We start from the raw sequence: 18155 nt of genomic DNA, 5'->3' as shown, positions 1-18155 counted from the left end.
GTCGAATCGCTCACTCCACGCCTACCTTGTTCACATGAGCACCCAGCCCCCCACGAAGGCCGTCATCCTCGCGCGCGGGCTCGGCTCGCGCATGCGCAAGGAGGCCGCTGACGTCACCCTCGACGAGGCCCAGGCAGCCGCGGCCGACGCCGGCGTCAAGGCCATGATCTCGGTCGGCCGCCCGTTCCTCGACCACGTCATCACCGCGCTCGCCGACGCCGGCTTCGTCGACGTGTGCCTGGTGATCGGCCCCGAGCACCAGATGATCCGCGACTACTACGACGCCGTCGAGAAGCAGCGGGTCACCATCAGCTACGCGGTGCAGGAGGAGCCCCGCGGCACCGCCGACGCGCTGCGCGCCGCCGAGGCCTTCGCCGCAGGCGACCGGGTGCTCGTGATCAACTCGGACAACTTCTACCCCGTCGCCGCCCTGAAGCAGTTCGCAACCGTCCCCGGCTCCGCGCTCATCGGCTTCGAACGCGACGCCATGCTCCGCGAGTCCAACATCGCCGCCGACCGCATCAGCGCGTTCGCCCTTGCCACCGCTGATGCCGACGGCAACCTGGCCGAGCTCGTCGAGAAGCCGGACGCGGCCACGGTCGAGCGGTTCGGCGACGACGCCGTCATCTCCATGAACTGCTGGCTGTGCGGCCCGGCCATCTTCGACGCGGCCCGCGTCATCGCGCCGTCGGCCCGCGGCGAGTACGAGATCACCGACGCCGTCCGCCGCGCCATCGCGGACGGCGACCCGTACACCGTCATCCGGTCGGCCCACGGGGTCCTCGACCTCAGCAACCGGGGCGACGTCGCGTCCGTCGCCGCCGCCCTCGACGATCACGAGGTCCGACTGTGAGGTGGTTCGTCCCCGGCCGGCTCGAGGTGCTCGGCAAGCACACCGACTACGCCGGCGGCCGGAGCCTGCTCGCCGCCGTCGACCGCGGCATCTCGGTGACGCTCGACGACGCGGACCGCGGCCTGACCGCCACCACCACCGCCATCCCCGGCGAACTGGCGCTGACGGCGGGGGCGCCGACCGGGCTGCCCGCAGGCCACTGGGGCGGCTACGTGCAGACCGTCATCGACCGGCTGACGCTCAACTTCGGCGAGCTGCGCCCCGCCAGGATCGAGATCGACTCCGACCTGCCGCTGGCCTCCGGCATGAGCTCGTCGTCGGCGCTGGTCGTCGGCACGGCCCTGGCGCTCATCGACCACAACGGGCTGCGCGAGCGGCCCGAGTGGGCGGCCGAGATCGACTCCGACATCGACCTGGCCGGCTACCTCGCGACCATCGAGAACGGGCTGTCGTTCGGGACGCTCACGGGGCACCGGGGCGTCGGCACCTTCGGCGGGTCCGAGGACCACACCGCGATGCTCTGCTGCCGCCCGGACCGGCTCACCGAGTTCACGTTCTGCCCCATCGTCGAGCGCGGCAGCGTCCCGCTCGGGCCCGAGTGGACGTTCGTCGTCGCCGTCTCCGGTGTGCTGGCCGAGAAGACGGGGGCCGCGCTGGCCTCGTACAACCGGGCTTCCGCGCTGGCCCGCGACCTGGTCGCCACCTGGAACTCCGCCACGGGCAGCGACCACGCCGTGCTGGCCGACGCGATCGCCAGCGACGAGGACGCCGTGGAGGGGTTGCGCGCCGTCTCCGCCCACGACCCGGCGCTGAGCTCCCGCCTGACCGCGTTCCTGACCGAGTCCGAGGTCGTCATCCCCGCGCCGTCGCGGCCCTCACCGCCGGCGACATGGGTGCCTTCGGGCGCGCCGTCGACCTGTCGCACCGCAACGCGGCCGACGTGCTCGGCAACCAGGTGCCCGCGACCGACCGGCTGCAGGCGCTGGCCAGGGAGCTGGGCGCCGTCGCGTCCACGGGCTTCGGGGCCGGGTTCGGCGGATCCGTGTGGGCCCTGGTGCCGACGGCGGACGCGGAGGCCTTCGCCGCGGACTGGCTGGGCCGCTACCTGGCGGAGTTCCCGGCCAACGCGGCGGGCGCGACCACCGTCCTGACACGCCCCGGCGGACCGGCGCGGGCGCTGTGAGCGACCTCCTGGCCGACCTGACCACCCTGCTGCGGCAGTGGGAGCCCGCCGAGGCCCAGCAGGCGGACCTCCTGGCGCGCTACCGCGGCTTCGCGGCCGAGCACGGCGAGGCCGCGCTGGCGAAGTCGGGCGGGCCCGTCCACTTCACCGCGAGCCTGCTCCCGTTCAGCGCCGACCTGGACCGTGTCCTCCTCGTGCATCACGCCAAGGCGCTGCGCTGGCTCCAGCCCGGCGGCCACATCGAGGCCGGCGACGCGTCCATCGCCGCCGCGGCGCGACGCGAGGGCGTCGAGGAGTGCGGCATCCCCCTGGACGCCGAACTGGTTCCCGCCGAGCTGGACGCACATCTGCTCGGCGGCCGGTTCGCCTGCGCCGAGCACCTGGACATCCGGTTCGCCGTCCGCGTTCCGGAGGAGGCCGCGCCCCGGGTGTCGGCAGAGTCGCTCGACGTGCGCTGGTTCGCCGTCGACGACCCGGTGGTGCGCTCAGGCGTGGGGCTGCTCGTCGACAGGGCCCTGCGGGTCCTGCGCCCGCTCTGACGCGGCCAGGAGCGGCGCGACGAGGTCGTCGACGGTGATGCCGCGGCGGGTGGCCTCCGCCTGCAGCCGCTCAGCCAGCTCCGGCGACAGCCGGGCCGCTCGCGGGGCGTCGGGAAGCAGCAGTGACGCGACGGGGACGACGACCGCGCCCAGCGCCGCCAGGATCGACAGGATGCCCAGCAGCCGGCCGAACACCTCACCCGACCCGACCTCGCCCCAGATCAGGTACCAGATGAGCAGCAGGAGGGCCGCGAAGAGCCCGAGCGTGACGCGCAGCCCCCACGCGACGACGGGGCGGCCGCGGTCGGCCAGGAGCAGGAGCAGCGACGCGAGCGCCCACGCCACCGTCAGCGCGATGAGCGATCCGAGGAACTGGTAGACGACGTCGGACCGGAGGCCGTCGGCGATCCAGATCAGCGTGACGGTGTAGGCGGCGGCGAGCACCGCGACGGCTGCGCCCGCGAGCCCGAAGCCCGACAGCCGCTTCCCGGCCAGCGTGGCGCAGCAGAGGACGGCGATGCTGTAGAGCCCGACGGTGGCGGTGGTGAGCAGGACCTTGACGCCGACGTCGCCCAGGTCGCGGGCGAGCAGCGCGATGATGCCCATGATCGCCGCCACGCTGAACGACACGACGATGACGGCGACGATGATGCGCCGCAGCGTGGCGAGCTGCGGCGATGCGGGGGTGGAGGACATCTGCGGCTCCGTCCGACGCGGGACCGACCCGTCGTCAGGCCCCTGTCGCACCGAATCTAGCGCGTGGAGGGGGTCCGCACGGGCGCCGTCGACCTACCTGTCGAGGTGTTCGTCCTCGTAGCTGCGCGGATCCTCGATCGGCTCGAGGTGCCCCGTCACGTGCAGGTCGGGGAACTCGGCGCGGATGAGGTCGATCAGGTCCTCCATCGCGTCGTGGCCCTGCTTCACCGACCACGCACCGGGGACCAGCATGTGCATCTCCATGAAGGCGCGGGCGCCGGAGACGCGGGTGCGCAGGGCGTGGAAGTCGATCTGCTCGCTGGTGTGTTCGGCGAGGATCTCGCGGATCCGGGCGTTGGTCTCCTTCGGCAGCGCCTCGTCCATCAGCCCCGCCGTCGACTCCGACACCAGCTTCCACCCGGTCCACAGGATGTTGATGCCCACACCGATGGCGACGATCGGGTCGAGGATCTGCCAGCCGGTCAGGGCGACGAGCCCGACGCCGACGACCACGCCCACCGAGGTGACCACATCCGTCATCAGGTGCTGGCCGTCGGCGCGCAGCGTGATGGAGTTGTGTTGGCGGCCGGCCCTGATGAGCACGATCGCGACGGCGCCGTTGATGATCCCGGCGACCACCGAGATGGCCAGGCCGATGCCGACCTGCTCCAGCGGCTGCGGGTTCAGCAGGCGCTGGATGCCGACGACGAGGATGACGGCGGCGGCGACGAAGATCATGACGCCCTCGATGGCCGACGAGAAGTACTCGGCCTTCGAGTGTCCGAAGTGGTGGTTCTTGTCCGCCGGCTTGGCGGCGACCCGCAGCGCGATGAGCGCGACGACGGCGGCGACGAGGTTGACGACCGACTCCGCAGCGTCGGACAGCAGGCCGACCGACCCGGTCAGGAGCCACGCCGTCGTCTTGAGCGCGATGGTCGCCAGTGCGGCCGCGATGGACAGCCACGCGAACTTCGTCAGGTCAACCCGCTTCTCAGTCACGTCGACCCATTCTTCACGTTCCCTCCGACGAACCCCAATCAGCGATCAGCGGAGCCGGTTGCGCAGCGGCGTCCCAGCCTCGAGGGCGGCCACGTTGTCGGCGATCAGCCGGTCCGCGTGCTGCGGGCGGCCGCCGGCGACGTGCGGCGTGATGAACAGGGTCGGAAGGTCCCACAGCGGCGAGTCGGACGGCAGCGGCTCCGGCTCCGTCACGTCGATCGCCGCGCCGGCGAGCCTGCCGGAGCGCAGCGCCGCCTCCAGCGCCTCCTGATCGACGGTGATGCCGCGGCCCACGTTGACGAGCAGCGCGCCGGGCGCGAGCTGGGCGAGCCGCTCGGCGTTGAGTGCGTGCCTGGTTGACTCGTTGCCCGGCAGGATCATGATGAGCACGTCCGTCGCGGCCAGCAGTTCGGCGATGTCGTCCTCGGCCACCACCGGGTAGCCGTGCCTCTCCCCCGCCGTCCGCGCGATGCCGGTGACCTCGGCGCCGAGCGCGGTCAGGACCGGCGACAGGGTCGCGGCGATCGACCCGAACCCCCACACGGCGACGCGGGCGCCGTCGAGGCCGGTAATCCGCCCGTCGTGGGCGCGGTCGCGCATCGCGCCGCCGAGGCTGCCGTCCCAGCGCCGCTCCTGCATCCGCTGGAAGGCAAGGGGGAAGTTGCGCACGAGCGCGAGCGTCAGGCCGAGCGCGTGCTGCGTCACCGTCCCGTCGTGGCCGCCGACGCCGCTGCACAGCGCCACGTCGTCGGCGAACCCAGCGCCGAGGACAAGATCGGGTCCCGCCATGAGGCCCTGGACCAGCCGGAGCCTGGGCATCCTGGCCGCGGCATCGGCGAGCACCCAGCCCGGCTGCCCCCACGCCACGAGTACTTCGGCGTCGAGGTGCTCGTCGGGCACCGCCGCCTTCGCCGGCACGTGGACGACCTCGGCGCCGTCGACGACGGGGCTGGGGCCGACATAGGCATCGGGAACGACGATCTTCATGGAAAGGGACCTCCTGGGTGCGTTTCGGCCTAGCTTTGCATGCCCGGCCGCGCCCGGGACGGGCCCGGATGGGCGCGGACGCGTAGTTCTCGGTAATCTGCATGGGTGCTGACGATGCAAGAAGCCCTCCGCCGTCTCTCCGACTACTGGACCTCGCAGGGATGCCTCACGTGGCAACCCTTCAACAGCGAGGTCGGCGCAGGCACCATGAACCCTGCCACCGTGCTGCGCGTGCTCGGCCCCGAGCCGTGGGACGTGGCCTACGTGGAGCCGTCCGTGCGCCCCGACGACTCGCGCTACGGCCAGAACCCGAACCGCCTGCAGACCCACACCCAGTTCCAGGTGATCCTGAAGCCGGAGCCGGGTGACCCGCAGGAGCTGTACCTCGGTTCGCTCGAGGCCCTCGGCATCGACCTCAGCAAGCACGACGTGCGCTTCGTCGAGGACAACTGGCAGCAGCCGGCCATCGGCGCCTGGGGCCTCGGCTGGGAGGTGTGGCTGGACGGCATGGAGATCACGCAGTTCACCTACTTCCAGCAGGTGGGCGGCCAGAACCTCGACCCGATCCCCGTCGAGCTGACCTACGGCGTCGAGCGCATCCTCATGGCCCAGCAGGGCGTCACGCACTTCAAGGACATCGCCTACGCCACCGCCGCCGACGGCCGCATCGTCACCTACGGCGAGGCGTTCGGCCAGCAGGAATACGAGATGAGCCGCTACTACCTCGACGACGCTGACGTCGAGGCGAACCGCAGGCTCTACGAGACCTACGTCGCCGAGGCGGCCCGCATGGTCGAGGCCCGGCTGCCCGTGCCCGCGCACTCCTACATCCTGAAGTCGAGCCACGCGTTCAACGTGCTCGACGCCCGGGGCGCCATCTCGACGACGGAGCGTGCCAAGGCGTTCGGTGCGATGCGCCGTCTGATGCGCGACACCGCCGCCCTGTGGATCGAGCGCCGCGAGGAGCTCGGCTTCCCGCTGACCCGCGAGGCCGTCGACACCACCCCCGTCGTGCCGGAGGCAGCGCCTGCCGACCTGCCGACGACGCCGCAGACGTTCGCGCTGGAGATCGGTGTCGAGGAGTTGCCGCCGCACGTCGTCCCGCAGACGGTCGAGGCCGTCCGTGAGGCGCTCACCGCGAAGCTGGCCGCGACCCGCCTGGAGCACGGCGCCATCACCGTCGACGGCACCCCGCGGCGCATCGTCGCCACCGTCGAGGCGCTCGCTGCTGCGGAGCCGACGGCCGAGCAGCTGCGGAAGGGCCCGAAGTGGCAGGCGGCGTTCGACGCCGACGGCAACCCCACCAAGCCGCTCGAGGGCTTCATGCGCGGGCAGGGCGTCACCGTCGACCAGATCGTCAAGGCGGAGATCGGCGGCAACGAGCACGCCGCCGTCGCCGTCACCGTGGAGGGCCGTGGCGTCCTCGATGTGATGGCCGAGATCGTCGCCGACGTCGTCATCGGGCTGCGCGCCGAGAAGAACATGCGGTGGAACGATCCCAAGCTGTCGTTCTCCCGCGCCATCCGCTGGCTGGTGGCGCTGTGGGGCCCGGCCGTGGTCCCCGCGCAGGTGTCCGACCTCGTCGCCGGCCGCACCACCTACCTGCAGCGCCCCGTCGTGGGCGAGGAGTCCGGCCTGCGGGCCGACGGCGCCCTCGTCGGCCGCGTGGTCATCGAGACCGCCGACGCCCTGCTGCCGACCATCGCGAAGGGCGCTATCGCCCTGAGCACCGCTGAGCGGCGGGCCGCCGTCGAGGAGAAGGCGACCGCGCTGGCCGCTGGCGTCGGCGGATCCGTCGACCTGGCCGGCGAGACCACGCTGGTCGACGAGATCACCAACCTCGTGGAGGACCCGCACGGCGTGCTCGGCAACTTCGACGAGCGCTACCTCGACCTGCCGGAGCGCATCCTGACCACCGTCATGCGCAAGCACCAGCGCTACCTGCCCGTCTACCGCGACGGGAAGCTCGCGCCGCACTTCGTCACCATGGCCAACGGCCTGTGCGACGACGACACCGTCCGCGCCGGCAACGAGTCGGTGATCCGGGCGCGCTACGAGGATGCGCTGTTCTTCTGGAACGCCGACCTCGAGGCCACTGAGGCCGACAGCTTCGTTCCCGGGCTCGACAAGCTGACGTTCGAGGACCGCCTCGGGTCTGTCGGGCTCCGCGCCCGCCGCATCTCCGACGTCGCCGGGAAGCTCGCCGACCGCGTCGGCCTGCTTGGCGCCGAGCGGGAGACCCTGGCCCGAGCCGGTCAGCTCGCCAAGTTCGACCTGGCCACCCAGCTTGTCGTGGAGATGAGCTCGCTGGCCGGGTTCGTGGCCCGCGAGTACGCCGTCCGCCTCGGGGAGCCGCAGGCGGTGGCCGACGCGCTCTACGAGATGGAGCAGCCGCACACCTCCGCCGACCCGGTGCCGGCGTCCACGCCGGGTGCGCTGCTCGCCCTGGGCGACCGCTTCGACCTGCTGGCCGCCATGTTCGCGCTCGGCGCGAAGCCGACCGGCTCGTCCGACCCGTTCGGCCTGCGCCGCGCCGCGCTGGGCGTCGTGCGGATCCTGCGCGAGTCGGCGGGCACCCCGCTCGAGTCGCTGACGATCCGCGCCGGCCTCACCGACGCCGTCGCCCGCCTCGCGGAGCAGGGCGTCGAGGTGGCAGAGGACGCCGTCGACTCGGCGCTGGAGTTCACCGTCGGCCGCTTCGCTCAGCTGCTGCGGGACGAGGGCACGTCGGCCGATCTGGTCGCCGCGATCCTGCCCGCCGCCGACGCCCCCGGCCGCGCCGCCAGGCTGCTGGCCGAGCTCACCGCCCTGGGTGGCGACGCTCGCCTCCGGAGCCTCGTGGCGACGCTGGTGCGCACCTCGCGGATCCTGCCCGACGGCGTCGCCGCCGGCTACGACGCGGCCCGCCTCAGCGAGCCCGCCGAGGTGGCTTTGGCCGAGGCCGTCGCGGGGCTGCCTGCAGGCTCGGCAGGACTGCCGCTGGGCGACCTGCTGGAGGCGGCGGCCCCAGCCGTGGCCGCGGCGGAGCGCTTCTTCGAGGACATCCTGGTCAACGCCGAGGACGAGTCGGTCCGCGCCGCCCGTCAGGGCCTGCTCGCCACGCTCCTGGCCGCCGCGCCGGCCGGGATCGATTGGAAGGCGCTCGACATCGCGCTCGGCTGATCTGTCGCTCAGGAACGGCAGCTAGCCCTGGCAACCTTCAGCGCCCGATGAGCCGGGAGTCAGCTGCGGCGGAGGCTGGCGACAGATCCTCCGGCCACGTACTCCGCGTGGAGGACCACGGTCTGCGGTGGCAGTGACGGGGCGTCTGGATCCAGCCGCATCAGCATGAGATCGGTGGCTGCGCGTGCGAGGTCGTCGACCCTCTGGCTGACGGTGTCGAGGGCGGGGTCTGTCATCCGCGCCAGCCGGCGCATGTCGAACCCGACGAAGGACATGTCATCCGGTACGCGCAGCCCCGACTCGGCCAGCGCGGTGAGCGCACCCACACCGGTCGCGTCTGTGGCGCAGATCACAGCGGTGGGACGCTCCTTCAGGAGGAGCAACTTCTGCATCGCAGACCTACCACCCTCGACCGAAAGGTTGGTGCTGATGATGAAGTCTTCGTTCAGTGACACCTGTCGCCTGGCGAGCTGCCTGCGCGCCCCGCGCTCCCGTGCGCGCAGCGTCCACGTTGAGCTGTTGCCGATAAAGGCGATGCGGCGATGCCCCCGATCCACCAGCCGCTGGACGGCCAGCGCCGCGGCCTCCTCGTTGTCGATGATCACCGCATCCGACACGACACCCTGTGCAGGCCAGTCGATCGCCACGACGGGGATACCCCGATCCGCCGCGCGGCGCAGTCCGGGCAGCGCCCGGGTGCTGGGAATGGTGATGATGCCGTCGACCATCCGCCCCCTCAGGAAGTCCACCGCATCCTCGGTCTCGCCCTCGCCGGCGTGGTCCGCGCAGATGAGCATCGTCACCCCACGTGCGCGCAGCCGCCGCTCCATACCCGCGAGAATGGACAGATAGAAGTCGCTGGAGAGATTGGGCAGCAGGACACCCACACTGCGGGTGCGCCGTGAGCGGAGGTTGCGGGCAAAGTTGTTCGGCTGGAAGTCGAGCCGCTTGGCGGCATCAGCAATGGCGCGGGCGTTGGCGTCGAGGACGTTGCCGCCGTTGAAGTACTTCGAGATGGTCGCCAGCGAGAGCCCTGTCTCGCGGCGGATGTCATGGTAGGTGGCCACCTGTTCGACCTGTCCCCTCTCTGATGTCACTCCACCAAGACACCCTACCCAACTAGAGCGAAACGTTACGTCCGGTGCGGGGATACTAGGCCAAACCTTGCGAAACGGAGCTCGAAACTACGCTCCAGGCTCGGAGGGACCAGCCTTAAACGCCCCAGATCTGTTGACGAACCGCTTCGCGCTCCAGACGATGACACCTGTCCGACAGCTCTGATCTTCATCTCCTCCAACGACACCTCGTAAAAGGCATCGCCCCGTCCGGCCTCGGCGGGCGCTAACCAAAGAAGAAAGGCAACTCATGACCAAGAAGACCTGGCCCGACCTGGCGCGGCCCACCCCCGAGTGGTTCGCTCGCGCCAAGTTTGGGATCTTCATCCACTGGGGCCCCTACTCGGTCCCGGCGTGGGGTGAGCCGATCGGTCCGCTGGGCGAGATCGACGAAGCGACGTGGTTCGCCCACAACCCCTACTCGGAGTGGTACCTCAACACCATCCGGATCCCGGGCAGCCCGGCGCAGCAGCACCACCGCGAGGTGTATGGCGACGCTCCCTATGACGATTTCCTCGACCAGTGGCGGGCCGAGAAATTCGATCCGGAGGATTGGGCGCGCCTGTTCGCCCGCGCGGGCGCCGAGTACGTCGTCCCCACCACGAAGCACCATGACGGGGTCACATTGTGGGACGCTCCTGGCACCGGTACCCGAAACACTGTCCAACGCGGGCCCGAGCGTGACCTGATCGGCGCCATCGCCCAGGCCGTGCGGAGCAACGGCATGAGGTTCGGCGTGTACTACTCCGGAGGCCTGGACTGGTCCATCTCGGACTTCCCACCCCACACCACGGATGAGGAAGTCACTTCGCTGCGCCCCAATGACGCCGCCTACCACTTCTACGCGGCGGCGCACGTGCGCGACCTCATCGAGCGCTACCAGCCCGACGTCCTCTGGAACGACATCGAGTGGCCCGACGGCGGCAAGCACACCGCACCGGGCGGCCTCCACGAACTGTTCGCTGCCTACTACGCCGCCAACCCTGACGGCGTCGTCAACGACAGGTGGGGCCACACCCATCACGACTTCGCCACCACCGAGTACTCGGCGTTCTCGGATAACGAGAAGGAGCCCGTCTGGGAGAACAACCGGGGCCTCGGCTTTTCCTTCGCCTACAACCGGAACGAGTCGACCGACGAGATCCTCAGCACGATGCAACTGGCGAAGCACTGGGTGGGGGTCGTGGGCAAGGGCGGCCGCCTGCTCATCAACGTCGGACCGACAGCCGAGGGCATCATCCCCGACCTTCAGCGTCAGACGCTGGAAGGGTTCGGTGACTGGAAGGCGCCGCTGGCCGAGACTGCCGCCTCCGTCGTCGAGCGGACGCCCCAGCTCGACGCTGGCGAAGGATGGCGAGGGGACTGGCTGACCCCGGCGGAGCGGATCGTCTTCGTCGACGAACCGCGGGAGGTACGCGTCACCGGGGACGGACTGGATCTGACTCAGGTCCGCGTCCTGTCGGGAGACGTCTGCACCGAGTTCGTGGACGACGAACTCGTCGTACGGGTCAACGCCACGAACGGCGGACCCGCCGCGGTGGCGATCGCCCGCCGCTGACCCCGTGCCGGCCGTGGGCGGTGGTTCACCAGGCCACTGCCCACGGCCAAGCACCCCTGTCTACTCATCGACCCTTCGCTGTAGCCGGCTCCACCAGGTACCGCGCATCGATCGTCCTGGGCCACGGTGTACCTGGCGGTGCTCGTCGGGAACTCTGCGCACTGGCAACCGCCTGGATCAACCGGGGCGTGTATTGCCCGCTCCCGACGAGACATGCGCCAAGATGAGCAGTGCCCCCGGAACATGAGCAGTGCCCCTGAACCGGAGCATTGCCGCAGCGTCGTAGGAGTGCGTTTCCCCGTGGTGAATCACGTCTCGTTCATCTGGAACATCGCCGAGTCGCTGCGGGGCCCGTTCAAGCCCTCCGAGTACGGCTCGGTGGTGCTGCCGTTCACGGTGCTGCGACGCCTCGACGCTGTGCTGGCCGACACGAAGGAATCGGTACTCGCCACCGTCCATGGCTCCGCTGACCTGCCCGAAACGCTGCGTCACGCAGTGCTGACCAAGGCATCTGGCCGCGAGTTCTACAACATCAGCCGCTTTGACTTCGTCAAGCTGGTGGCCGATCCGCAGGATCTCCGGCAGAACCTCGCCGCCTACATCGCCGGCTTCTCCACCAACGTCCGTGACATCTTCGACCGCTTCGACTTCGACAAGACCCTGGACAAGCTGGCCGACAAGAACAAGCTGTTCGCCGTCACGGAGAAGTTCGCCCAGGCAGACTTCCACCCCGCCACGGTCTCCAACATCCAGATGGGCCTAGTGTTCGAGGAACTCATCCGGTGGGCCAACGAGCGCTCCAACGAGACCGCCGGCGACCACTACACCCCGCGCGAGGTCATCTCGCTCATGGTGCAGCTGCTGTTCGCCACCGACGACGCCGCCCTGTCCAAGCCCGGCGTGGTGCGCTCGATCTACGACCCCACCGCCGGCACCGGCGGCATGCTCTCGGTCGCCGAGGAGCACCTCCGCGCCATGAATCCCGACATCCAGCTCAGCCTCTACGGGCAGGACTACAACGACTCCTCCTACGCCATCTGTAAGGCTGACATGGTCATCAAGGGCCAGGAGGTCGGCAACATCCGGCTCGGCGACACCCTCGTCGACGACCACTTCCCGGACAAGAAGTTCGACTACGCGCTCTCGAACCCGCCCTTCGGCGTGGACTGGAAGGACCAGCGGGAGGAGGTCGACAAGGAGCACAGGACGCTCGGCTTCGTCGGCCGCTTCGGCCCCGGCACGCCGGCTGTCTCCGACGGCGCCATGCTGTTCCTGCTCCATCTCGTCTCCAAGATGCGCAAGCCTGCCGACGGCGGTTCCCGCATGGCCATCGTCCTCAACGGCTCCCCGCTGTTCTCCGGCGGCGCGGGCGGAGGCGAGTCCAACATCCGCAAGTGGCTGCTGGACAACGACCTCGTGGAGGCGATCATCGGGCTCCCGAAGGACATGTTCTACAACAGCGGCATCTCCACCTACATCTGGCTCCTCACCAACCGCAAGAGCACGGAACGTCAGGGCAGGGTGCAGCTCATCGACGGCCGCGAGTTCTTCACCAAGCTCCGCAAGGGCCTCGGCTCCAAGCGCAACGAGCTCTCCTCCCACGACATCGCTCGCATCGTCGGCCTCTACTCGGCGTTCGAGGACGGCGAGCACTCGAAGATCTTCCGCAACGAGGACTTCCTCTACCGCACCATCACGATCGAGCGCCCGCTGAAGCTCCGCTGGCAAAGCCCCGTTACCTTCTAGGTATCCCCGATGGTCGGGGTTCTGGTCACCAGGCCCGGCATGACTTACTGCCCCTGTCATAGATGATCCGGGGGGTGTTGTCACCGGGTTCTGGTGGCGTGGGTTGATCGCTGATAGGGACACGGCCCGCTGCATCGACAGCGTGGTCTCTTCGTAACGTGGGTGCCGACGATCTTCGCCCGACTTGGTGACCAGAATTAGGTCCTAAGGAGGACTGTCATGGACCAAGACCGGTTCGACGTATTCGTCGGCCTCGATGTAGGCAAGGAACACCACCATGCCACCGCGCTCAACAGCGCCGGGAGACGTCTGCATGACAAGGCCCTGCCCCAAGACGAGGCTGCCCTGCGCGAGGTGTTCGACAAGCTCACCGTCCATGGGTCGGTGTTGGTGATCGTGGACCAGCCCGCCACGATCGGGGCACTGCCTGTGACCGTCGCTCGAGCGATGGGTATCGAGGTCGCCTATCTGCCCGGGCTGGCGACGCGCCGCATCGCTGATCTCCACCCGGGCAACGCGAAAACCGACGCCCGTGACGCGTTCATCATCGCTGAGGCCGGCCGCACCATGCCCCACGCGCTGCGACGCGTCGGCGGCGACGATGACCTCATCGCCGACTTGGCTGTGATCGTCGGGTTCGACGACGACCTGGCCAGCGAAGTCAACCGCGTCTCGAACCGGATCCGCGGCATGCTCACCCAGATCCATCCCGCCCTCGAACGCGCCATCGGCGCCAACATCGGCCACCCCGCGGTCCTCGCCCTGTTGGCAAAGTTCGGCGGCCCGACAGGCCTCGCTGCCGCGGGCAGGCGACGCCTGACCACCACGACGAAACCGTTGGCGCCCCGAATGCACACCTGGCTCGTCGACGCGATCATCAAAGCCCTGACCGAGCAGACCGTAGTTGTTCCTGGCACCCGCGCCGCCGAGCTGGTGTTGCCCCAACTGGCTGCCCAACTCCAAGGACTCCTGGCCCAACGCGCTGCAGCCGCGAAACAGGTTGAGGAGGCCCTCGATGCGCACCCTCTTTCCCAGCTCCTGATGTCAATGCCCGGAGTCGGCATCAGGACCGCAGCCAGACTCCTCCTCGACGTCGGTGACGCCACAGCATTCCCCACCGCAGGACACCTCGCCGCCTACGCCGGCCTGGCCCCTGTCACCCGCAGATCCGGCAGCAGCATCCGAGGCGAACACCCCTCACGAGCAGGGAACAAACACCTCAAACGGGCCCTATTCCTCTCCGCTTTCGCAGCCCTCCACGACCCCGACTCCCGCGCCTACTACGACCGGAAACGCGCCGCTGGGAAGAAACACAACGCCGCGATCATCTGCCTAGCCCGACGACGCGTCGATGTCCTCCACGCCATGCTCCGCAACGGCACCTTCTACCAACCCCGGACTCCAGCCGCGGCTTGACAGGAACCATAGGGACACCCCCCGCGGGAGGTGCGCGGCATCATTCAGCCACCGAAGAGTCAGCTGCTACCCAAGAACCACATGTGAGTCTCTCTGGACATTCGCATTTGGCACGAGCCCAAACTAGGCTGATCGGCATCAGGGTCGTTCCACCCAGCGAACCCGAAGGAGATCGAACCAATCATGACCACAGAGCCCACCGGCGTCGGCACGGTTGCCGAAGACGCAGCGCCCTCCCCTGCAACACTCAGGGTCGGCGTGGTGGGTGTGGGCGCCCGCTCCACCATCCTCGCCCACGCTGAACTGCCGCACAACGATGCGCAGGTGGTCGCGGCATGTGACCCGCGTCCCGAGGCCGAGGCCCGCCTGCGCGACTGGACTCGTATCGACCCTGCGGGCGTTGTGATCACCGACAACCTCGACGCCTTCATCGCCGTCGGCTTGGATGCGGCCGTGGTGACCTCCCCAGATGACACCCACGCCGAGATCACGTGCCGACTTCTCGACGCAGGGATCCCCGTGTATCTGGAAAAGCCGATGGCCATTGAACTCGACGGCGCCACGCGCATCTTACAGACGGCCTACGACACGGGCACCCGTCTCTACGTCGGCCACAACATGAGGCACATGAGCGTCGTGCGCACCATGCGTGACATCATCCGACGTGGGGAGATCGGCGCGGTCAAGGCCATCTGGTGCCGGCACTTCGTGGGCGAAGGCGGCGACTACTACTTCAAGGACTGGCATGCGGACCGTCGCTATAGCAACGGGCTGCTGCTGCAGAAGGCAGCGCACGACATCGACGTGATGAACTGGCTGGCGGATTCGCACGCCACCCGCGTCGTGGGGATGGGCGGGTTGACCGTCTACGGCGACATCACGGATCGACAGGACCGCAGCGGCAAGCTGATGTGGGAATGGTACAACGTGGACAACTGGCCGCCGCTGACGCAGAAGGGGCTCAACCCCGTGGTCGACGTCGAGGACCTCTCCATGTTCTCCGCCAAGATGGCCTCCGGCGCGTACGTGTCGTATCAGCAGTGCCACTACACACCGGATTACTGGCGCAGCTACACCGTCATTGGCACCGAGGGCCGCATCGAGAACTTCGGCGACGGGGAAGGTGGCCACATCACCTTGTGGAACCGCCGCTCGCAATACAACCCGGACGGTGACGCCCGCTATCCCATCAGCGGCGATGCCCACGGCCACCACGACGCCGACATGCTCACAATGACCGAGTTCCTTGAGTTCGTCCGCACAGGACGACCCACTGACACGTCCCCCCTGGGTGCTTGGTACGCCGCGGCCACCGCCATCCAGGCGACCGAGTCCATCCGAGACGGCTCCACGCCCCGGGATCTCCCGCAGCTTGCGGAGGATCTGGTGGCGTACTTCCTCAATCATCAAGTGCGAGGCGAGCATGACCCGAAGTAGTGCAAGCTGGGGCGCTCGAGACGGCGATGTGCACGGTGTGCGGAGGTGCCGCAGCTACGCTCACCGGACCTGCCCCAGCACAGGGCCCCATGGCGTTCGGTTACCTCGACCCGCGGATGGACACCACTTGCCCCTTCCTCCCCAAGGTATTCGGCTAGCCTTCGAAGTCACCCGCGCCCGCCGCGGACACCGTGAGCTGGGAGTTTCCAGATGCAGTGCCCGAGGTCGACTTCGACGGTGTCATCGGGGTTGAAGCGGCGGTCTGGTGCGAGACCATCCAGGATGAGGCGGACCTGAACATGATGCGGCTACTCCGGTTTCGCGGAGCAAGGCTGGCTGCCGCGCAGCAGCGCGGCGTGGGTGGATTACTCCGCACGTCTGGGGCCCAGGGTCCGCTGTAGCGCGCCGCCAGCTGGCGCTACTTCGAATCCTGACTGGTCGGCTGGCGCTGAGATCTGGGCCATATTCCGACTGGGCATCATCGGCCACGGAGTGTGGCCCTAATGCCTCTGTCCAAGGCGCCCAGCGAGTTCCCGAGCATGTGGGGTGGCACCGCCACCAGCGAGGCTCATCGCCGCCTTGACACTGCCCCCCGGGGTTGTAAGGTCACACGTAAGCCAGCGGCGTTTGCGCCGCCCCCACAAGCCGCAGGAGCATCGGTGCCTCACGCCACAGCAACGAACCACGACGCAGCCCTGACCCGACCACTACTGGTCCCGCAACCACGCAGTGCCGAGTTCGGTGAGGGCGCTCTCGTTCTCCCGGCTCGGCTGACGGTCTCGGGCCCCGGCGACTGGGTTGAGACCGCAGCCGATCTGCTGGCCGGCGGGACTGGGTTGTGGCTGGTGCCGGCTGAGGAGGGGGCGCTGCTCAGGCTCAGCGAGGCCGAGGGTGTGCCGTCGAGCTACACGCTGGTTTGCGGCAGTGACGGCATCACCGTAGACGCCGCGGACCGGGACGGCCTCGTCGCGGCACTTGGGACCCTGCGGCAACTGATGCCGGACTGGGCCCACGGTCTCGCCCCCTGCCTGGTGGGGAATTGGCGGTGCCGCACGTGCGGATCGTGGATGATCCCAAGTTCGGTTGGCAGGGGATGCATCTGGACGTGGCCCGGCACTTCATGCCGCTGCCCTTTCTGTACCGGTTCGTTGACCTGCTCGCGATGCACAAGCTCAACCGCTTCCACCTCCACCTGAACGAAGACCAAGGGTGGCGGTTCGAGGTCCGCAAGTACCCGAGGTTGACCACGGTGGGTGCCACCCGGGCCGAGACGGTGTTCGTCCCCGGCAGCCCCGGTGACGGCACCCCGCACGGTGGCTTCTACACCCAGGACCAGCTACGGGCGCTGAACGCGTACGCGAAGCGGCGCGGGGTTACGATCGTCCCGGAGATCGACGTGCCGGGCCACACCAGGGCATTGCTGGCGGCATACCCGGAGTTCGGTGAGGGCGCCGAGGGCGCCGAGGTGCCGACAGGGCCCGGGGTGTTCGAGGAGGTGCTGCACCTCAGCGACGAGACGATGGCGATGGTGGAGGACGTCTTCACCGAGTTGCTGGACGTCTTCGACTCGCCCTGGATCCACATCGGTGGCGACGAGTGCCCCACGGCGCAGTGGGAGCGCAGCGACGACGCTGCCCGCCTGGTGCGGGAACGTGGTCTTGCCGGGGTGGAGGGGCTGCAGCCCTGGTTCACCGAGCACCTGCGCGACTGGCTGGCGCAGCGTGGCCGCACTACTGTTGGCTGGGATGAGATCGTCGACCACGGCGACATGCCGGAAGCGGTCGTCATGTCTTGGCACGGTCGGGAACCCGGCCGACGGGCGCTGGCGGCCGGACACCAGGTGGTGATGGCGTCGAACGTCCCCTACTACTTCGACTACTACCAGTCCGACTCACCCGACGAACCGTTCGCCCAGCCGGCCCCGTCCAGCTGGCAGGACGTGGCCTCCTTCGACCCCGTGGCCGGGGTGGCCGATGAGCACCTGCCGAACCTGCTCGGGATCCAGGGCCAGGTGTGGACGGAGTTCATGACCACGCCCGCCGAGGTGGAGTACATGGCCTTCCCCCGGACCTGCGTCCTTGCAGAGGTGGCTTGGAGCGGACCTGTGGAGCCATCGGAACTGGAACCCCGACTGCGCGCGCACCTGCGACGGCTGGAGGCCGCTGGCGTCAACCACCGCCCGCTCGAGGGTCCACACCCCTGGCAGCGCGGTGGCGAGGGCAGACGGCGGCGGCCAGACGGTCACGGGCCGGCGCTCACTGCCGCCCAAATCGCCGATCTGGCGAATTACTAGGGGAGCGACCGTCACGAAAGCGGTGCTGCTGGGTTCGGCAAGACGGCTGTTCGGTAAGCTGCCGGCACCCGGGGCGCCGCGGCTCACCAGAGCCAGCACAGCAAGGCCGCCGAGGGTCGGTCCGCTGCTCGGCGCCGTTCCCCGATGGTACGGTTACGGTTCCCGCAACGC

At 69.1% G+C, this 18155-nt stretch carries 11 protein-coding genes and 3 pseudogenes; 10 read left to right on the top strand and 4 right to left on the bottom strand.

What is annotated here, in order from left to right; genetic code table 11:
* Window positions 1-34: 34 nt before the first annotated feature.
* The 3 genes and pseudogenes from H9L22_RS01205 (at window position 35) to H9L22_RS01195 (ending at window position 2575) form a co-directional block, all read left to right on the top strand.
* Window positions 35-853, top strand: a complete 819-nt coding sequence (locus H9L22_RS01205; RefSeq protein ID WP_187721277.1) for a sugar phosphate nucleotidyltransferase — start codon at window positions 35-37, stop codon at window positions 851-853.
* Window positions 850-2036: pseudogene (locus tag H9L22_RS01200) on the top strand (GHMP family kinase ATP-binding protein). The gene H9L22_RS01205 and the pseudogene H9L22_RS01200 overlap by 4 nt, the downstream one beginning before the upstream one ends.
* Window positions 2033-2575, top strand: coding sequence for an NUDIX hydrolase (locus tag H9L22_RS01195; RefSeq protein ID WP_187721276.1), 543 nt, complete (start codon window positions 2033-2035; stop codon window positions 2573-2575). The pseudogene H9L22_RS01200 and the gene H9L22_RS01195 overlap by 4 nt, the downstream one beginning before the upstream one ends.
* Here the strand turns inward: H9L22_RS01195 and H9L22_RS01190 are convergent.
* The 3 genes from H9L22_RS01190 to H9L22_RS01180 all read right to left on the bottom strand — a co-directional run bounded on the left by H9L22_RS01190 (window position 2522) and on the right by H9L22_RS01180 (window position 5257).
* Complete coding sequence (locus H9L22_RS01190; protein ID WP_187721275.1) at window positions 2522-3271, bottom strand: hypothetical protein; 750 nt, start codon at window positions 3269-3271, stop codon at window positions 2522-2524. The two genes, H9L22_RS01195 and H9L22_RS01190, sit on opposite strands and share 54 nt — an antisense overlap.
* Before the next feature lie 93 nt (window positions 3272-3364).
* Window positions 3365-4270, bottom strand: coding sequence for a cation diffusion facilitator family transporter (locus tag H9L22_RS01185; RefSeq protein WP_226966039.1), 906 nt, complete (start codon window positions 4268-4270; stop codon window positions 3365-3367).
* A gap of 45 nt (window positions 4271-4315) precedes the next feature.
* Window positions 4316-5257, bottom strand: coding sequence for an NAD(P)-dependent oxidoreductase (locus H9L22_RS01180; RefSeq protein WP_187721274.1), 942 nt, complete (start codon window positions 5255-5257; stop codon window positions 4316-4318).
* A 114-nt stretch (window positions 5258-5371) separates the two neighbouring features.
* On the opposite strand from H9L22_RS01180, the gene H9L22_RS01175 reads away from it, so the two are divergent.
* Window positions 5372-8419, top strand: a complete 3048-nt coding sequence (locus H9L22_RS01175) for a glycine--tRNA ligase (RefSeq protein WP_226966038.1) — start codon at window positions 5372-5374, stop codon at window positions 8417-8419.
* A 59-nt stretch (window positions 8420-8478) separates the two neighbouring features.
* Here the strand turns inward: H9L22_RS01175 and H9L22_RS01170 are convergent, their stop codons facing one another.
* A complete protein-coding gene (locus H9L22_RS01170) occupies window positions 8479-9486 on the bottom strand; it encodes a LacI family DNA-binding transcriptional regulator (protein ID WP_187721272.1) in 1008 nt (335 codons plus the stop codon).
* A 298-nt stretch (window positions 9487-9784) separates the two neighbouring features.
* Between H9L22_RS01170 and H9L22_RS01165 the strand changes: the two genes are divergently transcribed.
* The 6 genes and pseudogenes from H9L22_RS01165 to H9L22_RS01145 all read left to right on the top strand — a co-directional run bounded on the left by H9L22_RS01165 (window position 9785) and on the right by H9L22_RS01145 (window position 17984).
* A complete protein-coding gene (locus H9L22_RS01165) occupies window positions 9785-11092 on the top strand; it encodes an alpha-L-fucosidase (RefSeq protein ID WP_187721271.1) in 1308 nt (435 codons plus the stop codon).
* A gap of 300 nt (window positions 11093-11392) precedes the next feature.
* On the top strand, window positions 11393-12838 hold the full coding sequence (locus H9L22_RS01160; RefSeq protein ID WP_226966037.1) for a type I restriction-modification system subunit M: 1446 nt from the start codon (window positions 11393-11395) through the stop codon (window positions 12836-12838).
* 219 nt (window positions 12839-13057) lie between these two features.
* Window positions 13058-14254 (top strand): IS110 family RNA-guided transposase, encoded by a 1197-nt coding sequence (locus H9L22_RS01155; RefSeq protein ID WP_187721269.1) that lies wholly within the window; start codon window positions 13058-13060, stop codon window positions 14252-14254.
* A gap of 246 nt (window positions 14255-14500) precedes the next feature.
* Window positions 14501-15691 (top strand): annotated as a pseudogene (locus H9L22_RS01150) (Gfo/Idh/MocA family protein); the annotation flags it as partial.
* A gap of 503 nt (window positions 15692-16194) precedes the next feature.
* Window positions 16195-16692, top strand: a pseudogene (locus H9L22_RS20200) (glycoside hydrolase family 20 zincin-like fold domain-containing protein); the annotation flags it as partial.
* 62 nt (window positions 16693-16754) lie between these two features.
* Entirely contained in the window at window positions 16755-17984 is a 1230-nt protein-coding gene (locus H9L22_RS01145; RefSeq protein WP_187721267.1) for a beta-N-acetylhexosaminidase, read from the top strand.
* Window positions 17985-18155 lie beyond the last annotated feature (171 nt).

It is taken from the genome of Tessaracoccus defluvii (assembly GCF_014489575.1).
Taxonomy (GTDB): domain Bacteria; phylum Actinomycetota; class Actinomycetes; order Propionibacteriales; family Propionibacteriaceae; genus Arachnia; species Arachnia defluvii.
The sequence above is the reverse complement of the archived record's forward strand: the minus strand, read 5'-3'. Positions and strand labels throughout refer to the sequence as shown.

What these genes read in the sequence shown, in the direction of transcription:
- H9L22_RS01180 (WP_187721274.1), bottom strand. Translation starts at nt 5,257, where the DNA reads ATGAAGATCGTCGTTCCCGATGCCTATGTCGGCCCCAGCCCCGTCGTC.
- H9L22_RS01190 (WP_187721275.1), bottom strand. Translation starts at nt 3,271, where the DNA reads ATGTCCTCCACCCCCGCATCGCCGCAGCTCGCCACGCTGCGGCGCATC.
- H9L22_RS01205 (WP_187721277.1), top strand. Translation starts at nt 35, where the DNA reads ATGAGCACCCAGCCCCCCACGAAGGCCGTCATCCTCGCGCGCGGGCTC.
- H9L22_RS01155 (WP_187721269.1), top strand. Translation starts at nt 13,058, where the DNA reads ATGGACCAAGACCGGTTCGACGTATTCGTCGGCCTCGATGTAGGCAAG.
- H9L22_RS01175 (WP_226966038.1), top strand. Translation starts at nt 5,372, where the DNA reads ATGCAAGAAGCCCTCCGCCGTCTCTCCGACTACTGGACCTCGCAGGGA.
- H9L22_RS01165 (WP_187721271.1), top strand. Translation starts at nt 9,785, where the DNA reads ATGACCAAGAAGACCTGGCCCGACCTGGCGCGGCCCACCCCCGAGTGG.